The organism is Butyricicoccus pullicaecorum DSM 23266 (assembly GCF_900167005.1).
GTDB classification, from domain to species: domain Bacteria; phylum Bacillota; class Clostridia; order Oscillospirales; family Butyricicoccaceae; genus Butyricicoccus; species Butyricicoccus pullicaecorum.
The window spans coordinates 1-22,850 of the sequence record NZ_FUXW01000010.1 but is presented as its reverse complement, the minus strand read 5'-3'; the positions used below and the strand labels follow the sequence as shown (position 1 = coordinate 22,850).

At 56.3% G+C, this 22,850-nt stretch carries 20 protein-coding genes and 1 riboswitch; of the genes, 7 read left to right on the top strand and 13 right to left on the bottom strand.

What is annotated here, in order from left to right; all coding sequences use genetic code 11:
- Window positions 1-13: 13 nt before the first annotated feature.
- Complete coding sequence (locus B5D52_RS12535) at window positions 14-1,087, bottom strand: 6-phosphofructokinase (protein ID WP_016149237.1); 1,074 nt, start codon at window positions 1,085-1,087, stop codon at window positions 14-16.
- A 193-nt stretch (window positions 1,088-1,280) separates the two neighbouring features.
- A complete protein-coding gene (locus B5D52_RS12530; RefSeq protein ID WP_016149236.1) occupies window positions 1,281-2,051 on the bottom strand; it encodes an IclR family transcriptional regulator in 771 nt (256 codons plus the stop codon).
- 183 nt (window positions 2,052-2,234) lie between these two features.
- On the opposite strand from B5D52_RS12530, the gene eda reads away from it, so the two are divergent.
- From eda to B5D52_RS12510, 4 genes are all read left to right on the top strand, one after another.
- Window positions 2,235-2,879, top strand: a complete 645-nt coding sequence (gene eda, locus B5D52_RS12525; protein WP_016149235.1) for a bifunctional 4-hydroxy-2-oxoglutarate aldolase/2-dehydro-3-deoxy-phosphogluconate aldolase — start codon at window positions 2,235-2,237, stop codon at window positions 2,877-2,879.
- Window positions 2,872-3,219, top strand: a complete 348-nt coding sequence (locus tag B5D52_RS12520) for a VOC family protein (protein ID WP_016149234.1) — start codon at window positions 2,872-2,874, stop codon at window positions 3,217-3,219. Before eda ends, B5D52_RS12520 begins: the two co-directional genes overlap by 8 nt.
- A 90-nt stretch (window positions 3,220-3,309) precedes the next feature.
- Entirely contained in the window at window positions 3,310-4,329 is a 1,020-nt protein-coding gene (locus tag B5D52_RS12515; protein WP_016149233.1) for a sugar kinase, read from the top strand.
- 239 nt (window positions 4,330-4,568) lie between these two features.
- On the top strand, window positions 4,569-5,954 hold the full coding sequence (locus B5D52_RS12510) for a trimethylamine methyltransferase family protein (protein ID WP_016149232.1): 1,386 nt from the start codon (window positions 4,569-4,571) through the stop codon (window positions 5,952-5,954).
- Between the two features lie 50 nt (window positions 5,955-6,004).
- Here B5D52_RS12510 and B5D52_RS12505 read toward each other — a convergent pair whose 3' ends face one another.
- Genes B5D52_RS12505 through B5D52_RS12495 form a run of 3 tightly spaced genes read right to left on the bottom strand, consistent with a single transcriptional unit; the run spans window position 6,005 to window position 10,091 of the window.
- Window positions 6,005-7,906: an ABC transporter ATP-binding protein gene (locus B5D52_RS12505; RefSeq protein WP_016149231.1), complete on the bottom strand. Its 1,902-nt coding sequence runs from the start codon at window positions 7,904-7,906 to the stop codon at window positions 6,005-6,007.
- Window positions 7,899-9,632 (bottom strand): ABC transporter ATP-binding protein, encoded by a 1,734-nt coding sequence (locus tag B5D52_RS12500; RefSeq protein ID WP_016149230.1) that lies wholly within the window; start codon window positions 9,630-9,632, stop codon window positions 7,899-7,901. The genes B5D52_RS12505 and B5D52_RS12500 overlap by 8 nt, the downstream gene beginning before the upstream one ends.
- 6 nt (window positions 9,633-9,638) lie before the next feature.
- A complete protein-coding gene (locus B5D52_RS12495; protein ID WP_016149229.1) occupies window positions 9,639-10,091 on the bottom strand; it encodes a MarR family winged helix-turn-helix transcriptional regulator in 453 nt (150 codons plus the stop codon).
- 172 nt (window positions 10,092-10,263) lie between these two features.
- Here B5D52_RS12495 and B5D52_RS12490 point away from each other — a divergent pair, with 172 nt between their 5' ends.
- The 3 genes from B5D52_RS12490 to B5D52_RS12480 all read left to right on the top strand — a co-directional run bounded on the left by B5D52_RS12490 (window position 10,264) and on the right by B5D52_RS12480 (window position 12,818).
- Window positions 10,264-10,818: a MarR family winged helix-turn-helix transcriptional regulator gene (locus B5D52_RS12490; RefSeq protein ID WP_207651148.1), complete on the top strand. Its 555-nt coding sequence runs from the start codon at window positions 10,264-10,266 to the stop codon at window positions 10,816-10,818.
- A gap of 77 nt (window positions 10,819-10,895) precedes the next feature.
- Window positions 10,896-12,281, top strand: a complete 1,386-nt coding sequence (locus B5D52_RS12485) for an MATE family efflux transporter (RefSeq protein ID WP_016149227.1) — start codon at window positions 10,896-10,898, stop codon at window positions 12,279-12,281.
- Window positions 12,282-12,347: 66 nt separating this feature from the next.
- Window positions 12,348-12,818, top strand: coding sequence for a TspO/MBR family protein (locus tag B5D52_RS12480; protein ID WP_016149226.1), 471 nt, complete (start codon window positions 12,348-12,350; stop codon window positions 12,816-12,818).
- Window positions 12,819-12,890: 72 nt separating this feature from the next.
- On the opposite strand, the gene B5D52_RS12475 is transcribed toward B5D52_RS12480, so the two are convergent.
- The 8 genes from B5D52_RS12475 to B5D52_RS12440 form a co-directional block, all read right to left on the bottom strand.
- A complete protein-coding gene (locus tag B5D52_RS12475; RefSeq protein ID WP_016149225.1) occupies window positions 12,891-13,340 on the bottom strand; it encodes a GNAT family N-acetyltransferase in 450 nt (149 codons plus the stop codon).
- A 111-nt stretch (window positions 13,341-13,451) separates the two neighbouring features.
- A complete protein-coding gene (gene pflB, locus B5D52_RS12470; RefSeq protein ID WP_016149224.1) occupies window positions 13,452-15,686 on the bottom strand; it encodes a formate C-acetyltransferase in 2,235 nt (744 codons plus the stop codon).
- Window positions 15,683-16,399: a pyruvate formate-lyase-activating protein gene (gene pflA / locus B5D52_RS12465; protein ID WP_016149223.1), complete on the bottom strand. Its 717-nt coding sequence runs from the start codon at window positions 16,397-16,399 to the stop codon at window positions 15,683-15,685. Before pflA ends, pflB begins: the two co-directional genes overlap by 4 nt.
- 70 nt (window positions 16,400-16,469) lie before the next feature.
- Window positions 16,470-16,552, bottom strand: a riboswitch (ZMP/ZTP riboswitch).
- 393 nt (window positions 16,553-16,945) lie between these two features.
- A complete protein-coding gene (locus B5D52_RS12460; protein ID WP_016149222.1) occupies window positions 16,946-17,680 on the bottom strand; it encodes a hypothetical protein in 735 nt (244 codons plus the stop codon).
- A gap of 106 nt (window positions 17,681-17,786) precedes the next feature.
- On the bottom strand, window positions 17,787-19,181 hold the full coding sequence (locus B5D52_RS12455) for an MATE family efflux transporter (protein ID WP_196801239.1): 1,395 nt from the start codon (window positions 19,179-19,181) through the stop codon (window positions 17,787-17,789).
- Window positions 19,182-19,255: 74 nt separating this feature from the next.
- Window positions 19,256-20,659 carry an MATE family efflux transporter gene (locus B5D52_RS12450; RefSeq protein ID WP_016149220.1) on the bottom strand — a complete coding sequence of 468 codons (1,404 nt, stop codon included), beginning with the start codon at window positions 20,657-20,659 and terminating at the stop codon, window positions 19,256-19,258.
- Window positions 20,660-20,767: 108 nt separating this feature from the next.
- Complete coding sequence (locus tag B5D52_RS12445) at window positions 20,768-21,625, bottom strand: DNA/RNA non-specific endonuclease (RefSeq protein WP_016149219.1); 858 nt, start codon at window positions 21,623-21,625, stop codon at window positions 20,768-20,770.
- The gene (locus B5D52_RS12440) at window positions 21,622-22,032 is read right to left on the bottom strand and encodes a hypothetical protein (RefSeq protein WP_016149218.1); all 411 of its coding nucleotides are present in this window, start codon (window positions 22,030-22,032) and stop codon (window positions 21,622-21,624) included. The genes B5D52_RS12445 and B5D52_RS12440 overlap by 4 nt, the downstream gene beginning before the upstream one ends.
- Window positions 22,033-22,850: the final 818 nt, after the last annotated feature.

The window sequence follows — 22,850 nt, the reverse complement described above, 5'->3', positions numbered from 1 at the left end:
TCGGGTCTTTTTTTTAGTCGCCCATGGAAAGGCCGAGATCACGTGCGGCCTGTACGATATCGCCGTCGGGCGGAACGGTCTTGAGCTTGCCGGCCACCTCGGGCAGCGGAACGGGCACGATCTGATTGTCCCGGATGGCAACCATGTTGCCGAACTTGCCGTCGCGAATGAAGTTTGCCGCTGCAACGCCCAAACGGGTGGTGAGCAGACGGTCGGCCGGGCAGGGCGCACCGCCGCGCTGATAGTGTCCGGGGATGGTGACGCGGATCTCCTGACCGGTCAGTTCCTTCAACTCGTCAGCCAGACGGTAGGAGATCGAGGGATAGGGCATATTTTTACGCGCTTCCTTGAATTCCTTCTTGCTCATTTTGGCTTCCTGCTGGCTGATGGCACCTTCGGCAACCGCCAGAATGGAAAAGCGCTTGCCGCTCTCGGCACGCTTTTCGATGGCACGCGCAATCGCCTTGGCACTGTACGGAATTTCGGGAATGACGATCACGTCCGCACCCGATGCAATGCCCGCGTACAGGGTCAGCCATCCGGCCTTGTGTCCCATGGTCTCGACGATAAAGACGCGGCTGTGCGAGAATGCGGTCGAGTGGATGGAATCGATGACGCTGGTGGCGATGTTGACCGCCGATTCAAAACCGAAGGTCAGGTCAGTGCCCCAGAGGTCGTTGTCGATGGTCTTGGGCAGGGTGACGACGTTGACACCGTGCTCGGACAGCAGATTTGCCGTCTTGTGCGTGCCGTTGCCGCCCAGAATCACCAGACAGTCAAACCGTGCCTTCTTGCAGGTTTCCAGCATCTTTTGCAGCTTGGTTTCCTCGTTTTCATCGGCTTTCTGCATCATCTTGAACGGCTGGCGCGAGGTGCCAAGGATGGTGCCGCCCAGGGTCAGGATGTCGGAAAACTCTTCGGGCTTCATCGGGTGGTAATCGCCCTCGATCAGACCGCGATAGCCGTCGCGGATGCCGTAGAGCGTCACATCCTTGCCGAATTCATTATAAAGCGTCTTGGCTACACCGCGCAGGGCAGAGTTCAGGCCCTGGCAGTCGCCGCCGCTGGTTAACATGCCAATTTTCATAAACGGTTACCTCCTGCTTGTCTCTTTTTATCATACGCCATTTTGCCCGCCCTGCAAAGTCTTGCAGGCGATTTTACCAGAATTTGACACAAGCGGGCAGCGAACGGGATATCGCTATGATAGCATGTCCAGACGGTCGAACGGTGTTTTTTGCGCGTGAAAAAAGGCTGGGAAAGCTTCCCAGCCCGGTTTCTTATCCATTCCATCCCATATCACGCGCAATGCGGTCGCGGGTTGCGAGCAGCGCAGGCTGCAGTTGGGCGAGATAACTGTCGCTCATACGCATGAGCGGCGCCGAAATGGACAGCGCACCGCACACCTTTCCGGTATAGTCGCGGATGGCGGCAGCGATGCAGCGCACGCCCAGCTCGTTCTCCTCGTTATCGAATGCGCAGTCCCGACGGCGCACGGCCTCGAGCACGTCGTGCAGGCGCTCGCGGGTGACGATGGTGTGAGGCGTGTACGCTTGAATGTCGCTGCTGTCCCAGATGCGGTCGACTTCCTCGTCGCTCATGCACGCCATCATGGCCTTGCCCACGCCCGTGCAGTACATCGGGCGGCGCATGCCGATGCGCGAGAACATGCGGATAGCGCCCTGTTCGACGTCCACCTTGTGCACGTATACGATGTCTGTACCCTCGGGTACGACCAGATGGACGGTCTCGTGTACCTGACGGGACAGCGCTTCCATGGGCGCGCGTGCGATCTGTACGAGGTCGAGGTTTTCCACCACCTGACCGGACAGCGCATAGAGCTTGGTGGTCATGCGGTATCGTCCGCTCTCCTCATCCTTGCGCACGTAGCCGCGTGCCGCCATGGACGAGAGCATACGGTGCACCGTGCTCTTGTGCAGACCGGTGCGCTCGGTCAGCTCGTGGATGGGCAGACCATCGCGCGCCCCGCACAGCTGTTCCATGATATCAAATGCACGATCGAGCGACTGCACCGTTCCTTTTTCCGCCATTTTAGACCACTCCGTTTCATATTATAAAACTGTGTTTTGATTTTAACAAAAATCCATAAAAAATGCAAGGGATTTTTATGACGAAAGCCGTATTGATTTTTCAAACAGATTTACTATAATAAGAGCAGTTAAGATTTTAAAACAATGTTTCATATTATAAAACTATCTTGGAGGCTGACTACGATGGACAAGTTATTACAGCAGATTAGTGAAATCGGTGTTGTTCCGGTTATCAAGCTCGGTCATCCGACCCGCGACGCAGCGCCGCTTGCAAAGGCTCTGTGCGAGGGCGGCGTACCGGTCGCAGAGGTTACCTTCCGTGCAGCAGGCGCTGCACAAGCCATTCGCATCATGAAGGAGACCTGCCCGGACATGATCGTCGGTGCAGGCACCGTTCTGACCACCGCACAGGTAGACGAGGCGCTCGCAGCAGGCGCGCAGTTCATCGTGACCCCCGGTTTTGACCCCGAGCTGGTTGCATACTGCCAGGAAAAGCAGGTCATCATCCTGCCCGGCTGCACCACCCCGACCGACTACCACGCAGCATACAAGTTCGGTCTGGAAGTTCTGAAGTTCTTCCCGGCTGAGCAGTCCGGCGGTGTTGCAAAGATCAAGGCAATGTCTGCGCCCTTCCCGATGTTCAAGATCATGCCCACCGGCGGCGTTTCGCTCAAGAACCTGGCTGAGTATATCAAGTGCCCGGTCATCACCGCTTGCGGCGGCTCCTACATGGTCACCGCTGACCTGATCGAGAATCAGAAGTGGGACGAGATCATCGACCTGTGTAAGAAGTCGGTCGAGATCGTCAAGGAGGCGCGCAATGGCTGAGTTTTCGCTCGCCCATGTCGGCATCAACGCGCAGAATCCCGAGGAGGCGCGCCGCGCTGCCGAACTGTTCTGCACCCTGTTCGGTTTTGAGCTGAAAGACGGAAACAGCTCGATCTTCGCAGGTGCAGGCGTTGAGGTCATGAAGACCCCTTACCGCGGAACCATGGGTCACATCGCCATCGGTACCCCCGATGTCGCGGCGGCTCGTGCCGAGCTGGAATCCCGCGGTTTCCAGTTCGATGAATCGACGGCCAAGTTCAAGGCGGACGGACGCCTGAACGCAATCTATCTGACCGACGAAATCTGCGGTTTCGCCGTCCATCTGGTCGGCAAGGCCTAAAAACCTTTTTACAAAATACGTTACCCTACCAAAAAAACAATCCAAAATCCACGTTACCACCCTCAAAGATCTGAAAAGGAGTTTATACCCATGAAGGTTGTTACCTTTGGCGAGCTCATGCTCCGCCTTGCCCCCAACGGCTATTATCGCTTCTTCCAGGACGACCAGCTGCAGGCCACTTTCGGCGGCGGCGAGGCAAACGTCGCTGTATCTCTGGCAAACTACGGCATGGACGCTTCGTTTGTCACCAAGCTGCCCACCCACGCAATCGGTCAGGCTGCTGTCAACTCGCTGCGCAAGTACGGCGTTGACACCTCCAAGATCGTACGCGGCGGCGACCGCGTCGGCATCTACTTCCTCGAGAAGGGTGCATCCCAGCGCGGCTCGGTCTGCATCTACGACCGTGCACATTCTGCCATTCAGGAAGCTGCTCCCTCTGACTTCGATTGGGACGCGATCTTTGAGGGCGTGGACTGGTTCCACTTCACCGGCATCACCCCGGCACTGGGCGAGAACCTGGTCGAGATCTGCCGCGAGGCCTGCAAGGCTGCAAAGGCACACGGCGTAAAGATTTCCTGTGACTTAAACTACCGCGGCAAGCTGTGGACCCGCGATCAGGCGCGTGCAGCGATGACCGATCTGTGCCAGTACGTTGACGTGTGCATCTCCAACGAGGAGGACGCAAAGGACGTATTCGGCATCGAGGCAGAGAACACCGACATTTACGGTGGCAAGCTCAACAAGGAAGGCTACAAGTCTGTTGCAAAGCAGCTGGCTGACAAGTTCGGCTTTGAGAAGGTCGCAATTACCCTGCGTACCTCGATCTCTGCAAGCGACAACGACTGGGCTGCTATGCTGTACGACGGCGAGAACTACTGCTTCTCCAAGGAGTACCATCTGCACATCGTTGACCGCGTTGGCGGCGGCGACTCCTTCGGCGGCGGCCTGATCTACGCGCTGCTGAGCGGCAAGAACACCCAGGATGCAGTCGAGTTCGCAGTTGCAGCATCTGCACTCAAGCACTCGATCGAGGGCGACTACAACCTCGTGACCGTTTCCGAGGTCGAGAAGCTGGCAGGCGGCGACGGTTCCGGCCGCGTACAGCGCTAAACCATCCATTTTTGCCCCATTGGGGAAACATCTCCTATTTATATTTCAAGTTCAAATCTCCTTTCACGAGAAGAACCCCTGCGGAAATGCAATCCGCGGGGGTTTTTCTTTGTCTGACGCGCCGTTTCAGACACACGGGCGAAAGCACATAAAATGACAGCAAAGAGGGAGCAAATTCCATTGCCCGCGGCGGGGAAATCTGGCAGACTGTTGGAAAGAAAGAAAAGGAGAGCCAAACCATGAACCAGATTCAGGCGAATATCCGCGTACTGAGCGATGACGAGATCGTACGCATTCACAATACATCCATGCGCATCCTGTCCGAGATCGGCCTGCACGTGCCCAATGAGATCGTGTGCGGCATGGCGCAGAAACTGGGTGCCAAGGTGGACGGGGAGACCGTGCGCATCCCGGCCGAGGCGCTCGAACCCATCCTCGCCCTGGCACGCGCAGGCGATCACGCCTTTGCAGCTTCCGGCCAGACCGTGCGCAAGATCTCGGGCAACGTGTCCACCCAGATTTTCGTCTTTGACGAGCAGACCGGCACGCGCCGACAGGGCACCATGCAGGACGTGCGCGACGGCATCGCGCTGATCGAGGGACTGCCCAACATTGCGCGTTCCAACGCGGTCGTCATGCCCTCCGATGTGCCCATGCCCGACCTTTTATCCTTCCGGGAGATCTACAAGCACGCGCGCAAGGACGGCGGCACCTACATTCTGTCCGACCGCTCGGCACCGTACATCCTGCAAATGGCGCAGGTCATGGGCCGCACGGTGTCCTATCTGCTGGACACGGTCAGCCCGCTGGGCTTTACCCGCGAGTCGCTCGAAATCGCTCTGCAATTTGCCGCAGCCGGCATGCCGCTCGACATGACCCCGCTGGTCATGGCCGGTTCGACCGCGCCGGTCACGCTCGCCGGCGCACTCGCCCAGCAGAATGCCGAGGTGCTCGGCTCGCTCTTCATCATCTACGCCATGACCGGAAAAATTGCAAAGTACGTCGGCTCGGCGCACTCCAACGACCTCATGCACAGCATGATGTGCTCGTTCGGCTCGCCCAATCAGGCGCTTTTCGGCATCGCCACCGCCCAGATGGCCGCATTTTACGGCCTGACCAGCGGTTCCAACAGCGGTTTGACCGACGCGCTCTATCCCGACTTTCAGGCAGGCTTTGAAAAGTCGTTCTCGGCCGTGTGCAGCGTGCTCGCAGGCAGCGATGCCATCGGCGGACAGGGCATCGTGGGCGCAGATCAGGGCTTCAGCTTCGCTCAGCTGGTACTCGACGACGCCTGGCTGGACGCGTTCAACTACACCTTGCAGGGCTTCACCGTGGACGAGGACACGCTGGGCTTTGAGAGCATCGAGGAAGTGGGCATCGGCGGCAACTTCCTGAGCGAGTGGCACACGGTCGAGTACATGCGCGCGAGCTGGTGGAAGCACGACCTCTTCCCGCGTCAGACCTTCCAGGACGGCGAGCCCATCCAGACGGCGCGCCAGCGTGCGCAGGAGCGCGCACAGGCCATCATTGCGGAAAACCGCACCGACGAGCCGGTCATCGACGGCGCACAGTGCGCAATGCTCGACAAGATCGTACAGGATGCCCTCGATCATCTGGACGCATAACTGTTTTTACGCAAAAAATAAGACCCACCGAAATCGGTGGGTCTTTTGCATTATTCCATTTCGAATGCGCCGGTATAGAGCTGATAGTAAACACCCTTTTGGGCAATCAGTTCGTTGTGGCTGCCGCGCTCGATGATGCGTCCGTGCTCGAGTACCATGATGGCATCCGAGTTGCGCACGGTAGACAGACGGTGCGCGATGACAAAGACCGTTCTGCCGTACATCAAACCGTCCATGCCCTGCTGTACCAGTGCCTCGGTGCGGGTATCGATGGAGCTTGTCGCCTCGTCGAGAATCATAACCGGGGGATCGGCGACCGCTGCGCGCGCAATCGCGATCAGCTGGCGCTGACCCTGGGACAGGTTTGCACCGTTGTCGGTCAGCATGGTGTCATAGCCCTCGGGCAGACGGCGGATGAACTCGTCGGCGTTCGCAAGCTTTGCCGCGACTTCGATTTCCTCGTCGGTCGCATCCAGACGGCCATAGCGGATGTTCTCGCGCACGGTGCCGGTGAACAGGTTGGTGTCCTGCAAGACGATGCCCAGCGAGCGGCGCAGATCGTCCTTTTTGATCTTGTTGATGTTGATACCGTCATAGCGAATCTTGCCGTCGGCAATGTCGTAGAAACGGTTGATGAGGTTTGTAATCGTGGTCTTGCCCGCGCCGGTCGAGCCGACAAAGGCCAGCTTCTGACCGGGCTTTGCAAAGAGCGTGATGTCGTGCAGGATGGGCTTTTCGGGAGTGTAGGCAAAGTCCACGTCGAAGAAGCGCACGTCACCGGTCAGCTTGGTGTAGGTGAGCGTACCGTCCTCGTGGGGGTGCTTCCACGCCCAAATGCCCGTGCGCTCGGTGGTCTCAACGAGCTCGCCGCTCTGGTCGTACTTGGCATTGACCAGCGTGACATAGCCCTCGTCCTGCTCGGACTGCTCATCCATGAGCGCAAAGACACGGGATGCACCGGCCAGCGCCATGATGATCGAGTTTAACTGCTGGGAAATCTGGCTGATGGGCTGGGTGAAGCTCTTGGACAGCTGCAAGAAAGCCGCAATCGCGCCCAGCGTCAGACCGCCGCCGTTGAGGGCGATGGCACCGCCAACAATGGCCAGAATGACATATTGCAGGTTGCCGATGTTGTTCATGGCGGGCATGAGGATATTGGCGTACTTGTTTGCCAGACGTGCCGAGCCTGCCAGTTTGTCATTCAAGCGGTCGAATCCTTCCTTCGCCTTTTCCTCGTGACAGAAGACCTTGACGACCTTCTGACCCTCGATCATTTCCTCGATGTAGCCGTTGAGCTTACCGAGGTCGGCCTGCTGCTGCATGAAGTACATGCCGCTCTTGTGCGCGATCTTGCGCACGACGACCAGCATGAAGGCGACGCAGATCAGAACCACGATGGTCAGCTGCCAGCTCATAACCAGCATGGAGCAGAACACAGCGATAATGCTGATGACCGAAGACATAGCCTGCGGGATGCTCTGCGAGATCATCTGACGCAGGGTGTCGACGTCGTTGGTATAGACCGACATGATATCGCCGTGAGGATGGGTGTCGAAGTAGCGAATGGGCAGCGACTGCATGTGCGAGAACATGCGGTCACGGATGTCCTTCAGGGTGCGCTGGGAGACCGTAACCATGATGCGGTTATAGAGATAGGTTGCGATCAGACCGGCGGCGTACAGGCAGGCCATGCCGGCCAGCGCGTTAAGCAGGTCGGTAAAGACCGGCGCGTCCATGAGCAGAAGCGGCTTGATGTAGTCGTCAATGAGCGACTCGAGGAAGACCGAAGCGCCGACCGAGGCGGCTGCGCTGACGATAATGGCCAGAACGACCACGACAAGGCGCAGGATGTTGCCGCGGGCGATCATGGAGAACAGGCGCTTTGCCGTTCCCTTGGGTGCCTGCGCGTGCGGCGCACCCATTTTCGCGTTCATCTTGTTGAAATTAGGCATCTTCCTCGCCTCCCTTCTGCTGCGATGCAAAGACTTCCTGATAGATCTGGCTGGTTTTGAGCAGTTCCTCGTGCGTGCCGTACGCGCTGATGTGACCGTCGTCCAGTACCAGAATATGGTCGGCATCCTGTACCGACGAGATACGCTGAGCGATGATGAACTTGGTCGTGTCCGGGATTTCCTCGCGGAATGCCTGACGGATGAGCGCGTCGGTCTTGGTGTCGACGGCAGAAGTCGAGTCGTCCAGAATCAGAATCTTGGGCTTTTTGAGCAGGGCGCGAGCGATACACAGACGCTGTTTCTGACCGCCCGATACGTTGGTGCCGCCCTGTTCGATGTAGGTGTCGTACTTGTCAGGCATTTCCTGAATGAAGGGGTCGGCCTGCGCCAGACGGCACACGCGCTCGATCTCCTCGTCCGTGGCGTGTTCATTGCCCCATCTGAGGTTCTCCTTGATGGTGCCCGAGAACAGGGTATTCTTTTGCAGCACCATGGCGACCTCGTTGCGCAGCACTTCCAGATCGTACTCGCGCACGTCGATGCCGCCGACCTTGACCGTGCCGACAGTTACGTCGTACAGACGCGGGATGAGCTGAACCAGGGTGGTCTTCGACGCACCGGTGCCGCCCAGAATGCCCACGGTCTCGCCCGAGCGAATGTGCAGGTCAATGTGGTTGAGGCTGGTGTTGTTCGGGTCACCGACATAGCTGAAGGAAACGTTCTCGAAGTCGACCGAGCCGTCGGGCACTTCGCGCACGCCGTCCGGCTTGGACTTGAGGCTGCTCTCTTCCTCCAGAATTTCCTCAATACGCTCGGCAGACGAGCGCGCCATGATGACCATAACCATGACCATGGACAGCATCATGAGGCTCATGAGAATCTGGAAGGTGTAGTTAAACATACTGGTCAGTGCGCCCGTGGTCATGGAACCGCCGACAACCAGACGTGCGCCAATCCAGGAGATGAGCAGCAGGCAGGCGTAGACGCAGAACTGCATGAGCGGCATGTTCAAAATAATCAGACGCTCGGCCTTGAGGAAGCCGCGGAACAGCTTCTCGGAGATCGTGCCGAACTTCTTCTTTTCGAAGTCCTCACGCACGAAGGACTTGACTACGCGGATGCCGGTGAGGTTTTCCTGTACGACGTTGTTGAGTTCGTCGTAGGTGTCGAACACCTGCGTAAACAGACCGTGCACGCGGCTGATAATCAGCGCCAGACCGATGCCCAGAATGGGAATCGCGCACAGGTAGATGGTCGCAAGGCGCGGGCTGATGTATACGGTCATGGCAAAGGCAAAGACCAGCATGACAGGGGCGCGCACAGCGACGCGAATAATCATCTGATAAGCGTTCTGCACGTTGGTAACGTCGGTCGTCAGACGGGTGACGATACCGGCGGTGGAAAACTTATCGATGTTGGCGAAAGAAAAGTTTTGTACGTGGTGGTAGATGTCATGGCGCAGATTGCGTGCCAGGCCTGCCGAGGCATCGGCTGCTGCGCCGCCGGCCAGTACGCCGAAAATCAGGGCGCATACGGCCATAACGATGAGGATGCCGCCAAGGCGCAGAATCTCGCCCTGATCGCCCGCATCAATGCCCTTGTCGATGAGGATTGCCATAACGACGGGAATCAATACCTCAAAGATAACCTCAAAGCAGACAAAGATCGGCGCCAGAATGGACGCTTTTTTGTTGTCGCGGATGGCGGCTGTGATGTGATTGACCATGGTGTATCACTCCTTTTGCTGGGGTAGTTCGGCCAGATTGGCCTGAATTTTTTTTGCGGTCGCAAGAAACGCTTCCACTTCTTCGCGTGGAATGCCCCGGATGATCTGGGCTTCCAGCGCATCGCGCTGGGCGATGAATTGCGCGTGAATTGCGAGCGCCTTTTCGGTCGGAACGATGATCTTGCGCCGTGCGTCGTTCGGTGCGCTCACGCGCTCGATCATCTCTTCCTTCTCGAGCGCGATCAAAAAGCGGGACGCGGTCGAGCGGCGGATGCAGAAGACCTGCTCGATGTCATGCTGGCACAGCTGGTCGCCGACGTGCTCGCACAGATAGCCCATAATCATGCCCGCGGTCTCCGAACACGGCTTGCCGTCAGGCGGCTGGTGGCTCATCAGCTGCCGCCGAAACAGGTTGGACAGCGCGCGGATGGTGTATCCGATCAAATGCTCTGACTCCATGTTTGAGAATACACTCCTTTCGAGAAATTTGTTAGCTTACTTACAATTTTAGCAAACACTAAAAATCATGTCAATTGATTTTTTGTTAGCTTGCTTACATTTTGTCACCCTGCACAAATTCAAACCGAAAATGAAAAAAAGCCCTGACACACGTCGGAAAATTTTTGATGACATGGCAGGCAGGGAAGGGGCAGAGAGAAGCCGTTTGGAGCGCTATTCTATTTTGCTTGACATTGCAGGTACAGCCCACTATAATAATTTGCAGGCAAACTATTTTTCGTTGGGAGGCGATCACATGGAAAACACCGACCTCAGCTTTTACATCCACAAGCTCAGCAACCACACCGATCGTATTTCCCATGCGATCTACAACCGCAAGGAACTAGACGAATGCTCACTGACCAGCCTGTTCGTGCTCGATTTTCTCTACGCTCACCGCGACCAGCGGCTGTGCCAGCGCGATATCGAGGACGAATTTTTCATCAACCGCGCGACCGCATCCAAAATGCTGCGGCTGATGGAGGAAAAGCAGCTCATCCGGCGCACGGTGTCGGACGAGGACAAGCGCAGCAAAACCATCGAGCTGCTGGAAAAAGGGCTGGAGCTCCAGCGCAAATGCGGCGCCATTCGGCAGGGAACCGAAGAGGCGCTGGGCGAGGCGCTCACACCCCGCGAAATCGAACAGTTTAAGGCCATCTGTCGGAAAATGCTCGCGCATCTGGAATAACAGGATGCGCGAAAAATTTTGCCCAAATCGTTTGCTTGCATACTAATTTTTCAAGTCACATCAGGAGGTACATCTGTATGAATCAAAACGAAGCCGTCTTTCGAGACGCACCGGTGCGCACGGCGGTCGTGCGCATGGCCGTGCCCACGGTCATTTCTTCTCTGGTCCTGGTCATTTACAACATGGCCGACACCTTTTTCGTCGGTCAGACCCATGACGCGATGCAGGTTGCAGCGGTCTCGCTGACAAACCCGGTCTTTGTCATGTTTATGGCCATCGCAAACCTGCTCGGCATCGGCGGCAGCGCGGTGATCTCCATTCTGCTCGGCCAGCAGATGCACAAGGAGGCAAAGACCGCCTCGTCGTTCTGCTGTTATGCGTCGCTGATTTTCGGCGTGCTGTCCGCGCTCATCATCCTGCCGCTCATGGACCCGCTGCTGTCCGTGCTGGGCAGCACCCAGAACACCATCCAGCCCGCACGCGAATACCTGTTTTATATCGCGGTCGGCGCACCCTTCATCCTCTTTGCCAACACCTTCGGCCACGTCGTACGCGGTGAGGGTGCAGCCAAGGCTTCCATGGTCGGCGGTATGATCGGTACGGTGGTCAACATCGTGCTCGACCCGGTCTTTATCCTCACGCTGAACATGGGAACGGCGGGCGCTGCCATCGCCACCGTGCTCGGCAATGTCTGCGGCTGCATCTACTATGTCTGGTACTTTATGCGCCGCTCGTCTATGCTGTCCATCCATCCCCGCCATCTGCGCGGCGACAAGCACCAGATGGTACAGGTGGTGACCATCGGCATTCCGGCCGGTGTCAACTCGGCGCTTATGAGCATCGCGACCGTGCTGCTCAACAACGCGCTTGTGCAGTACGGCGATGACCCAGTCGCCGCGATGGGCATTGTTACCAAGGCCTATCTGTTCATCGTCTTCATTCACATGGGCATCACCAACGGCATCCAGCCGCTTCTGGGCTACTGCTTCGGTGCCGGACTGCGCCGCCGCTTTCTGGATATCCTCAAATTCAGCGGTATTCTGACCGTTGTGTGCGGCACGGCGCTGAGCGCGGTGTACATCATTTTCAGCCGTCAGATTGTCGCGCTGTTCATCGATGACGCGTCAGTCATCGCCTACGGCGGCCCGATGCTGATTGCGACCTCGATTGCCGGCCCCATCCTCGGACTGCTCTTCCTGTCCATCAACAGCATGCAGGCACTGGGCCGTCCGCTGCCCGCGACCATGCTTTCGGTCTGCCGTCAGGGTCTGATCTTCATTCCGCTGCTGTATATTCTGGACGCTGGTTTTGGTCTCAACGGCATCAACTTTACCCAGGCTGTCGCAGACTATATTTCGATTGTTTTGGCCATCATTCTGCTGGTTCAGACCTTAAAAGCCTTTACGGGCAAGTCAGAAAGCGAAAATTCTTTGCATATTTCACAGACCGCCTCCAATTTATGACCGCATTCGCCTGCCGGACGGTGTATCATAGCAGACACAAGGCAAGCGATCGGAGGCAAATAAACCATGAAAAAAAGAACCTATCTCTGGACGATCGGCATCACCCTTCTCGTCGGCGCCCTTTCCAGCTTTTTGACGCGTAACGACATGTCCTACTATACAGAGCTCGTCAACAAACCCATGCTGACCCCGCCCGCGTGGATCTTCCCGGTTGTGTGGACGATCTTATACGTGCTCATGGGCATCGGGCTGGGGCGTGTGCTGGAGTCTGACGGCTCACAAGCGGACAAGCAGGCCGCTACCCGCATTTACGCCGTCCAGCTGTTCTTTAACTTCGCGTGGAGCATTGCATTTTTTACCTTCCGCGTCTATCTCTTTTCCTTTGTCTGGCTGCTCGTGCTGTGGGCACTCATCATCTGGATGATCTTCATTTTTGCCCGCTCCGACCGTCTGGCAGCGCGGCTGCAAATCCCGTATTTCCTGTGGGTGACCTTTGCAGCCTATCTCAATCTGATGATTTATCTGCTCAATCGATGATTCACCCCCCAAAAAAACGCATCCCGTCCAAATTCCGGCGGGATGCGTTTTTATTTGGTCTTAAAAGTAGGCTCACGGCTTGCGCATAACAAAATTGGTCAGCTTGACCCCGTGGCGCACGACCTGCTGTTCGGTGATCGTCCGGTAGCCGCGCGCGGTAAAGAAGGGACGGGCGGTAATGGAGGCGTGCGTCTCGATCGGACGGCCCTTGACCGCGCTTTCCAACGCGTCGCAAAGCGCGGTTGCGATGCCCTGCCGCTGGAAGCGGGCGTGGACGTACAGGCGGTCGAGGTATCCGTCCCGGCTGATGTCGCCAAAGCCGACGATCTGTCCATCTTGCTCGGCAACGTAAGTCGTGTGCTCCAGAAAAGAGCGGTTCCAGGCCGCAAGATCGACCATCCCATCCGCCCACGCGTCGCACTGGTCGGCCGAGTAGTCCCCGCAGTTCACCGTGTGCACGGTATCGTAAAAGAGGGCGGCAAGCGCCGGGCAGTCGTCCGGGCGATAGGGGCGCAGATTCATATCTTTGACACTTCCTTTCCTGAAAACCGGCAAATGCGGAAAGGATGCACCGCGCGGCGCATCCTTTCTCGTGAGAATTGGGAAAAAAGAGGAAAATATGGGTTTCTATCCTTACAGCGAGGCGTGGAAGGTGCGCTTGATGACCTCTTCCTGCTGCTCGCGGGACAGACGGTTAAAGTTGACCGCGTAGCCGGACACGCGGATGGTCAGGGTCGGGTACTTCTCCGGGTGATCCATCGCGTCCATGAGGGTTTCGCGGTTCAAGACGTTGACGTTCAGGTGGTGTGCACCCTGCTGGAAATAACCGTCGAGCACGGCGACCAGATTGGCTTCGCGTGCGGCCTCGTCGTGACCGAGCGCGTCGGGCACGATCGAGAAGGTATTGGAAACGCCGTCCTGGCAGACATCACGATAGGGAATCTTTGCGACCGAGTTGAGCGAGGCGAGCGCACCGTTTTCATCGCGGCCGTGCATGGGGTTTGCGCCGGGCGCGAGCGGTTCGCCGCCCTTTCTGCCGTCCGGGGTCGAGCCGGTCTTTTTGCCGTACATAACATTGGATGTGATGGTCAGGGCAGACAGGGTATGCTTTGCACCGCGGTACAGGGGATGCTTTTTCAGCTCGGACGAGAACTTACGCACGATGTAGACGGCCTCGTCGTCGGCGCGGTCGTCATCGTTGCCGTACTTGGGGAACTCGCCCACGGTCTCGAAGTCGACCGCGATGCCCTGTTCGTTGCGGATGGGGCGTACCTTGGCGTAGCGGATGGCAGAGAGCGAGTCGGCAGCGACCGACAGACCGGCAATGCCGAAGGCGGTCAGGCGCTCGACGTGGGTGTCGTGCAGCGCCATCTGGCTGGCCTCGTAGGCGTACTTGTCGTGCATGAAGTGGATGATATTGACCGTGTCAGCGTACAGCTCGGCTGCATAAGCCAGTACCTTGTCGTAGTTTGCACGCACCTTGTCATAGTCCAGAATCTCGTCGGTGATCGGCTCGATGCCCGGGACAACCAGTTCGCCCTTCTTTTCGTCCACACCGCCGTTGATCGCGTACAGCAGGCTCTTTGCCATGTTGCAGCGTGCGCCGAAGAACTGCATCTGCTTGCCGACCTGCATGGCCGAGACACAGCAGGCGATGGCGTAGTCGTCGCCGTAGATCGGACGCATCACGTCGTCGTTCTCGTACTGAATGGAGTCGGTCGCAATGCTCATCTTGGCGCAGTAGGTCTTGAAGCCCTGCGGCAGGTGCTCGCTCCAGAGCACGGTCAGGTTGGGTTCAGGAGCGGGATTCAAGTTGGTCAGCGTGTGCAGGTAGCGGAACGAGTTCTTGGTGACCAGGGACTTGCCGTTGATGCCCATGCCGCCGATGGACTCGGTCACCCAAGTCGGGTCGCCGCCAAACAGCTCGTTGTACTCGGGCGTGCGCAGGTGACGCACCAGACGCAGCTTGATGATGAACTGGTCAATGAGCTCCTGGGCACCAGCCTCGTCCAGAATGCCCGCGTCCAGATCGCGCTGAATGTAGATATCCAGGAAGGTAGACGTACGGCCGAGCGAAGTTGCCGCACCGTTGTTCTCCTTGATACCAGCCAGATATGCCATGTACAGGAACTGCACCGCCTCGTGCGCATCCTTTGCCGGCTGGGACAGGTCGACGCCGTAGCGCGCCGCCATGGCCTTGACCTTGCCCAGTGCGCGAATCTGCTCAGAAACCTCCTCGCGCAGGCGGATGCGCTCCTCGTCCATCGGGCCGTCAATCGCCTTGAGATCGTTCTTTTTCTCCTCGATCAGGCGGTCGATACCGTACAGCGCAACACGGCGATAGTCGCCGATGATGCGGCCACGACCGTATGCGTCGGGCAGGCCGGTCAGCAGGCCGACATGGCGGGCGACGCGGGTGCGCTCGGGGTAGGCGTCAAAGACACCTTCGTTGTGGGTCTTGCGGTACTCGGAGAAGTGGCGCTCGATGGTCGGGTCGAGCTGGTAGCCGTACTGTTCGAGCGAAGATTTTGCCATGCGCATGCCGCCGTACAGGTTTACAATGCGCTTTAAGGGCGCGTCGGTCTGAAGGCCGACGATGACCTCGTTTTCCTTGTCGATGTATCCGGGCTCAAAGTTGTCGATGCCCGAAATGCGGTCGGTATCGACGTCCAGAATGCCCTTTTTCATCTCCTCGAGGATGAGCTTTTCGCACTTCTCCCACACGCGGCGCGTGCGGTCGGTCGGGGGAACCAGAAAGCTGTCGTCACCCTCGTAAAGCGTGTAGTTTTTCTGAATGAACGAGCGGACATCAATGGCGCGCTGCCATTCACCGCCGCGAAAACCGTTCCACTGGCTGTACTGCATCATTTAGACCAACCTCCAAAATATGTGTCCTGATATTGCTCACACCGCGCGCGATCCATCGCGGGCACGCCCTCGAGTGGATAGGGGAGGCCGAGCGCAGCATACTTGTTGACCCCAAGCAAATGATAGGGAAGCAGCTCGACGCGCTGCACGTTCGGCAGCGTGCGGATGTACCCGGCGAGCGCCTGCATGTGCGCCTCGTCATCGGTCACACCCGGCACGACGACATGCCGCACCCACATGGGTGTCCCGGCTTTTCGCACGGCCTCGACAAAGGCGTGCGTGCGGTCGATCGGCTGGCCGGTCAGTGCCCGGTAAGCGTCCGGCGCTTCGTGCTTGACATCGTACAAAACAAGATCGGTGTTTTGCAGAATGCCGTCGTAGTCACCGAGACCCACGCCCGCCGTGTCGATGCAGGTGTGAATACCCTCGGCCTTGCACAGCCTGAGGCACTCGGACAGGAATTCCGGCTGCAAGAGCGGCTCGCCGCCCGATAAGGTCACACCGCCGCCCGAACGGGTGTAGTACGGCACATAGCGGCGCAGCTTGCGCACCAGTGCCTCGGGTGTGATCTGCTGCCCGCCGCCGGTCTTCCAGGTGTCCGGGTTATGACAGTACCGGCAGCGCAGCGCGCAGCCCTGTAAAAAGACCACCGTGCGGATGCCCGGCCCGTCCACCGTGCCCATGGATTCGATCGAGTGTAAGTATCCGGTCATTTGCTTGCTCCTTTTGCTGAAGATGCGCTTTTTCGAGCCAAAAAGGCACAAAAAAAGCCGCACCTCCAGGCAACTGTGCCCAGACGGTCGGCAAAAAACAGGATCATACTTCATGTGGTGAGCCCCACGATTCCGTCAGTCATATGATCTGGGAGTAGGATACCACGGATTTGGTATCCTGTCAAGAGCCGGGGGGCCATATTTTGTGTTGCCGCCTTGTCGGCCATCCGGGAACGGTGTATTTTTGTTATAAGTTAGTCAAAACTAACCCAAGCATGATTGTAATCTGTCCCGCCGGAAAAGTCAATGGAAAAACCCGGATTTTACCCATTTCGGCACATCGAACAAGAGCACAGCAAAAGAAGTCTCGCCGTTCCATTCGATCTGACAAAAGACAGCGCGGCAGGGATTTTTCTGTCCCCACCGCGCCATTGCGTCTGCTCTTAGCTATACAAAATTATTATTTTGTATAGTTATATGCTACCTCTTTTGCCGCCTAAGCAAGGAGCCTACTCCTACCGTAGACTCCTTGCTGAAAACGAAAATTTAAATCAGATTTTCGGGTGCATATAATCTCTGAAACTCTGCCATATTGTTGATTCGATTTTGCTCTAAAATATCACTTATGGTTTGATAGTCTCCAGATTGCAAATAACTTACCATTTTTTTGACTTCATAATATTCGATCAATACATTTCCAGGTAAGGACACTTTCAATAATGATTGTCCATATTTTAAGCTTTCTTCCCACTTATGCCATTGCAACAAAAAGTAAAACTCATGAATTGTATAGCTTGAGGAAATCTCTTCCCAATTATATGTAGATGTGGCTGCTTGTATTCTGTAATTTTTCCACTTTTCCTGGAAATCAACAAGAGCCGCACAGGCTTCCTCTGCACTGTTTTGAGCAATCAGCCATGGCTTTAAATAATTGCTAAAATACGAAAGAGCCTCATTATCAGATGTAGCAACCCTGAATGCAGTATAGGAAGGGATGTCGTATGTGTACGTGCTTTTTCCGCCTTGATCCAATGGAAATAGAAGGTTAATGAGCAACATGCCCTCATATCCACAGATAGGTATATCTTTCATATCTATTTTTGGCATTGAGAGTGGCATGATCTCAAATAACATTCGTAGTTCCCCAGGAATTTTATCCACACCAACGATCTGCATAAAATCCTGTTTCATACGTACATAAGTCAGTCCATCTATTGTTTGGAATTCCGGGGAAAGAATTTGATATGCTTTTCTTTTATAAGACCGAAGTAAAAGTTTCATGATTATATACCTCATGTTCATTCAGAATTCAATCCACACTGGGAATCATTAAACTATATCGCATCCAAACCGATCCAAGGATTCAACAGCTCATGCGACCAGATGCTTATACTTCCTGCTTTGCCTCCACCTGTTCCTGCTCTCTGGCCTTTCGCATCCGCGCAAACACCGTGCGGCGCACGATATAGTAGCACGCCACATGCGCGCAGACGGTCAGCATCCATGAGATCGGGTAAGAAATGTACAGGTTAAACAGCGTGTGCTGCCACTGGAAAATGGTGAAAATCCAAATGATACGGAACAGGCACGCGCCCACGAACGAGACCAGCATGGGCAAAATGGAGTAGCCCAGACCGCGCACGCTGCCCGCGACGACATCCATCATGCCGCACAGGAAATAGGTTACGCTGACCACGCTCAGACGCATCATGCCGAACTGGATAACCTCGGGGTCACTCGAGTAAATACCCAGCAGATGTTCACCCAGCAGGTGCGCACCGTTGCCCAGCACCAGACCGATGACGATGACCAGACCCATGCAGTAGAACAGCACGCGGTCGATGCGCTTGTCGTTCTTTGCACCCAGGTTCTGACTGGTAAAGCTCAGCGAGGTCTGATAGAGCGAGTTCATGGAGGTGTAGACAAAACCCTCGATGTTGTTCGCTGCCGTGTTGCCTGCAACCGCGATCGCGCCAAACGAGTTGATCGACGACTGAATCAGTACATTCGAGATATTGAAAATCACACTTTGCAGTCCGGCAGGCAGACCGACCTGCATGATACGGAAGAACTTGTCCCGATAAAAGTGGACATTCTCCAAATTCAGGTGACAAACGCCGTCCATACGGGTCAAACACATGACAATGAGCGTCGCGGAGATGAGCTGTGCGATGACGGTCGCAGCCGCCGCACCGGCAACACCCCAATCGAGTGCGACGATGAACAGCACGTCACAGCCGACGTTAAACACACCGGCAAACAGCAAAAAATACAGCGGTCTGCGCGTGTCACCGACCGCGCGCAGGATGGCCGCGCCAAAGTTATAGATCATGGTTGCGGGCATGCCGACAAAGTACAGACGCATGTACAGCGTCGCCTGATCGATGACCTCTTCCGGGGTTGCCATGAGCGTCAGCATGGGACGCGAGGCCACAATACCCAGTACAATCAAAATCAGACCGCCGGCCAGACCGGTCAGGAGCGCGGTCTGTACGGTCTCCTTGGCGTCCCGGTACTCACCGCCGCCGCAAAAGCGCGCGACCAGCACGTTTGCGCCGACCGAAATACCGATAAAGAAGTTGACCAGCAGGTTAATGAGTGAGCTGGTCGCACCGACCGCCGCCATGGCCTCGCTGCCGACGAATCGGCCGACGACGACAATGTCCGCCGCGTTGAACAGCAGCTGCAAGATGCCCGAGCACATGAGCGGAAAGGCAAACAGCAGGATACGGCTGAGCAGCGGCCCATGACACATATCGATTTCATACGATTTTCGTCTCATTTTTTCAGAAATCCCTCTTTTTTTCCACATACCAGCCTCTGTACGCCGGTTCATCCAATCTTTTCGTCTCTATCTTATCCCTGTGTGTTGTCTGTGTCAACCCTGACCGTTTTCGGACGCTCGGAACGGCAGAATAAATACACGATACCGGCAAGATCGGCCAGCGCCCAGCCGATCGGCACCGAGACCCAAATACCGATCACGCCGATCTGCGGGATGGCTGACAGGGCGTAAGCCAGCGCGACACGCGTGCCCAGGGAAATGACGGTCAGCACGACCGACATGCCCGGTTTTCCAACCGCACGGTAATAACCGTACAGCAGGAACAGGATGCCGATACCGCAGTAAAACGCCGCTTCAATGTGCAGATACTGCACGCCGATGGCGATGATCTCGGTCTCTGCCGGGTCTACAAAAATGGTCATCAGCGGACGGGCAAATACACACACTGCACCACCGACCACCACACAGAACGCAGCCGCGCACGCTGCCGCGCTGCGGATACCGCCCCGGATGCGGTCGGCCTTACCCGCGCCGAAGTTCTGCGCCACGAAGGTAGAAAAGGCGTTGCCGAAGTCCTGCACCGGCATGTAGGCAAAGGAATCGATCTTGACCGCCGCGGCAAAGGCTGCCATGACCGACGGCCCGAAGGAATTGACCCTGCCCTGCACCATCAGGATGCCGAAATTCATCACCGATTGCTGCACCGAAGTCAAACCGGACAGGCCTGCAATCTCGCGCAGGACGCGCCCGTCCCACTTTCGGTGTTCTCTCCGGGGTACCAGCTCGGGGAATCGCCAAACCGTGAACGCTGCCAGTCCCAACCCGGACACATACTGCGCAAGCACGGTCGCACCGGCCGCACCGCCCACGCCCCAATCCAGCGTGATGACAAAAAACAGGTCAAGCACGATGTTCAAGACCGCAGACACCGCCAAAAACAGCAGCGGCGTGACCGAGTCGCCGATCGCACGCAGCAGATTTGCAAAATAGTTGTAGAGGAAGGTTGCTGGGATGCCCAAAAACACAATCACGAGATAGGCGCGAATGAGCGGCACGATCACATCGGGAATCTGTAAGATCCACAAAATCCCGTCCAGCCCCAGATAGACAATCGCGCACAGCACGGCCGTCATGGCTGCAATCAGCACAAACGACAGGAATATACCGACTTTGAGCCGGTCAAAGTCCCGTTTTCCGTACTGTACCGCAAAATCCGCGCCGCTGCCCATGCACAGCCCCAACAAAATCGAGGTCAGAAAGACCATCAGCGTATAGGCCGAACCGACCGCCGCGAGCGCGTCCGCACCCAAAAAACGGCCGACTACCCAGGTATCGGCCACGTTGTATAGCTGCTGCAATAGATTTCCCGCCATGAGCGGCAGCGCAAACAAAAGCAGATTGCCCGTAATGCTGCCCACCGTCAAGTCTTGTGTTTTGCGCATTCGCGCACCGGATAAGCCAACCGATCGCTTCATCTCAATCCCCCTTTTTTCCGTAAGTTCTATTATACGAGTCCGCACGCGCCTGCGCAATGTCCGGGGCATACAAAAAGAGAGCCGTTTGCTTCGGCTCTCTTGTCAGTCTTACGGTTTGCACTTGCCACAGGCCTCATAGCCCTGATTGATGAGCTCTTCCCGCGTGCCCGTGTAGCTCTTTTTGTTGGACGGGCTGATGGTTTCCACGCTGCCACAATCGGGCTTGTGGAACTTGCGCGAGCTCGTGTTTAAAATATACGTGCTCTCCTTGCTCGTGTCCGACGGTGCCTCATCCGACGCCCAGCTGTCACCGGTCGCATAGTCGATGGTCACACCCGGCTGATTATTGTAGACGTACACATTGAAGCATACACCCTCACCCTTGTCCTCGACCGACTGGGCTTCCATCTGTACGCCGCTCGCAACCAGATTGTCGCCTTCAAAAACGGGTGTCACCCGGTATAAAACGTGGTTTTCGGTCTCCTTGACGTAGTCGGCAACCAGGTTCTCAAACGGCAGCATGCCGTCGACGTTCATGTACCGCGTGCCAGTAATCAGGTTCTGACGGTTGGCATTCTCGCCCGTCAGCTGAAAGCCGATCAGATGGCAGCGATTGTACAGACTCTTTCCGTCCACAAAATCATACTGCACACTCTTCCAGCCGGTCGGCTTGACGTTGCTGATGCTGCCGCGCTCCTCGGTCGGCATGGTCTCCAGACCGACATTGGCATACGCCACACCGCAGCGCCCCAGATCGTCCAAAGGACTGTATTCCTCAAATCCTTCGCTTGTGAAATCCTCCGCCGGGAAACTCGGCTCGTTGTCATTGATAACCACATAGGGCTCACCGGAAAATTCCGGAACGTCGGACAGCGCGACCACCTCGGCCGTGTCAGAAGCTGTCGGTGCACAGCCGCTCAGTACCATAATCAGCAGTAAACCTACTGCAATTAGCCGTTTTTTCATCTTATGTACCTCTCCTTCGTGATTTTTTCATGGGAATGCCCCGGAAATTCTTGCCGTTCAACGCATTTCCAGCCTGATAAATCCAGATCGAACCGCACGTCGGACGGGTAGACCCGATTCCAGCGGTAAATAATCAGACCTTCCAAGCGATCGAAATAAGGCGCTAACGCCTGGTTTTCGACAAAACAATAGGCACCATCGGGCGCTTTACCCAGAAAATCTTCCGCGATGCATAAGTTTTCCTGCTCACTATCGCAAAATTGACGGGCTGAATAAGTATTCAGCCATAGTTTGTGACCCTGCAGATGGGTCAACAGATCAGATCGCACACAGCGGTCTTGACTTAACCGCCGACCGTTAAATAACATGCCCAGATGGTCGTCTAAACAGATTGCAGCTATCATCATTTGCACTCCTTTCATATTCTCGCCCAAATGCGAAATGAAGCTTTCGCCAGCCTTTCTCGAAAGGCTGCGGGTTCTCAGGGCAGAGCCCTGAGTCGCGTCCCGCAGGACGCGAAATCCCCTTTTGATTTTCCCGTCCCCCGCAAGGGAAAATCAACTAAAATTTAATTTTCAGCGCGTCCGCAGACGCGCAAATCCCTGCGGCCAATGGCCGCTCATGAAAACCAACCTGCGGATTGGTTTTCAGTTTTGTGGCTAACGCCGCACCTTTACCGTTTCATTTCCCGATCAGTCCGGAAGACTAGAGGTTCCCCTTCTGAGGGGAACGAAGGCCAAAGGATGGACAACCTACGGTTTGCCTCCATCGCTAAAAAATATTCCACCGGAATATTTTTTACGGTACGCTCGAAAATCGCGTACCGCCGCTCACCTCGAGCACGCACGCCTACGGCGTATTTTAAGGCGCGCTCTCGTCCCTTTGTGACCCCGTTTTTCTTTCTGTCAGATATACATTTCAGCCGCCGACAGGGTGAGAATGTACGAACTCCGCACGGCGGGAGCGTGCTGTCCGGCGCTCCCGTTTGCGCTGGCACTGCGTTGTGAATGCGAACTTTATGGGACGGCTGCGAGCCAAGTAAAGGTTCCGTGCAGTCAGGGCGCTCAGCGCGGCAGTATGATCTGCTTTTACGGTGCTGATCTGCGCGCCCTGGCTTTTTTATTGCTCTATGATCCAAAATTCTCTCACAGAATAAGAATATCCACAAGATCAAACAAAATTTTTCCACCGTGCGCGTCGAGTTATCTTCCCGGGCCGTCGCCAG